Origin of the sequence: Streptomyces carpinensis (assembly GCF_002154505.1) — a bacterium.
GTDB classification, from domain to species: domain Bacteria; phylum Actinomycetota; class Actinomycetes; order Streptomycetales; family Streptomycetaceae; genus Streptomyces; species Streptomyces carpinensis.
Genome location: NZ_MUBM01000691.1, coordinates 1 through 1,672 on the forward strand (window position 1 = coordinate 1; position 1,672 = coordinate 1,672).

Below are 1,672 nucleotides of genomic sequence, written 5' to 3' on the forward strand. Positions count from 1 at the left end.
CGTCCGCGCACCGGCCACGGATCCTGGCGGCGGCGTCGTTCTGCTCGGTCTCCGTGTTCCCGCCCCGGGCCTGCTCGCCGGCCGGCGGGGTGACACGGACGGGCGAGGGCCGTTCCGTCGGGCCCGGGGCGGACCGGGTCAGGCGTCTCCGCGCTGGCGGCGAATCCTGGCGGCCACGTCGTTCTGCTCGGTCTCCCACCAGGGGCGTACACGCTCGGCAGCCGGCGCGGACTCCGAGCTGTCGCCCCGGGCCTGCTCGCCGGCCGGCGCGGTGACACGGATCAGTTCCCTGTCGAGGCGGCGGTCGAGTGCCGCGTTCTGGACGCGCTCGGTGCGGGCCCACTGGACCAGGATCGACAGCAGGAAGGGCAGCGCGACCAGTTCGGCGATGCTCAGCATGGCGCCGCCGCCGATCTGCTGGTCGTGATGGACGTCGGGCGACCAGGCGGGGGCGTGGTGCAGGTACCAGGCGCCTGCGATCAGGGTGCCATGGGTCATCACGACGACTCCCGGCACCGCATCGATGATCCCGTCGAGGAACACCAGCGCGGCCCGCACCGGATGCGTGCACCAGGAGGGCAGCGCCTGCTCGTGGGTGAGCACCGGGATGACGAAGAGGCATCCGGCCGCGAGCAGGTGCAGATACATCAGCTCGTGCAGCCAGCCGACGCGCAGTGCGGTGGCGAAGTACGGCGTGAAGTAGACGACCAGCTCGGTGGCGAGTACCAGAGCCGTACTGACCAGCGGAAATGTCAGTACGCGCACCACCCGGCCGGTGACCGCGCGCCGAACGCGCGCCGACCCGGGACCGGGCAGCGCCTCGACGGCCAGCCGCAGGGGATCGCCCAGGGCCAGGCCGAGCGGCGCGAGGAGATCGAGCAGGATGTTCTGCACTGCGGCCGGCCAGAACAGGACGTGGTCGTACACGGCCAGCGCCGACATCGTGGCCACCACCAGCGCACCGAGCCCGAGCAGCGCGAAGGCCGCCACACGGGCCATCGGCCAGGGCCTGCCCTGCCGGCGCAGCCGCAGCACACCCCAGCCGTACAGCCCGCCCAGCACGACCACCAGCAGCAGCGCCGGCACGTCCAGCTGCCACGAGGACAGCACACGGCCGAAGGTCGGCTCCGCCGGGCCCTGGGCGATCCGCGTGCTCGAGACGGCCGCGGCGGACAGATCGGTCACCGCGTCGGCGATCATGCGCATCGTTCTCCTTCGCCCCAGAGGGGACGAGTCGGCACAGTTCCTCTGCGGGACGGTATCCCCCCGGGGCGCGCGGTCTGCGTCGGGGGTGGCCGCCGAGGCGCCGCGCCCTGGAGTGCGGCGCCGCCGATCAGGCGCCCCCTGGCGCGCCTGATCGAGGTCACGACGGGTTCGTGATCTCCGGCGACGATCCACCCGGACGGGTCACCCGGAGGTCAGCGATCGACCACGACGAGCCTGTCCCCCACCTCCGCTCGCATGGTGCGAAACGGTTGACCGGGTGCGTGATGTCGGCGTGGCCGGAGGCCGGCATCGGCGCTTTTCAGTGCCCGGCCGCGGCCTCGCCCTCCACGAGACGCCGCAGCGAAGGAAGCAGAGCGTCGAGGTCCTGACCCGTCCGGAAGGCGACGACGGTCGTGCCGCCGGCACCTCCGTTCTCGTGGTCGGAGGGTGCCGGGAAGAGGGCGAG

Annotated in this window: 1 protein-coding gene; it reads right to left on the reverse strand. The window is 72.8% G+C overall.

What is annotated here, in order from left to right; translation table 11 throughout:
• Positions 1-138: 138 nt before the first annotated feature.
• Positions 139-1,206 carry a cytochrome c oxidase assembly protein gene (locus BZY54_RS47940; RefSeq protein WP_086731531.1) on the reverse strand — a complete coding sequence of 356 codons (1,068 nt, stop codon included), beginning with the start codon at positions 1,204-1,206 and terminating at the stop codon, positions 139-141.
• Between the last annotated feature and the right edge of the window lie 466 nt (positions 1,207-1,672).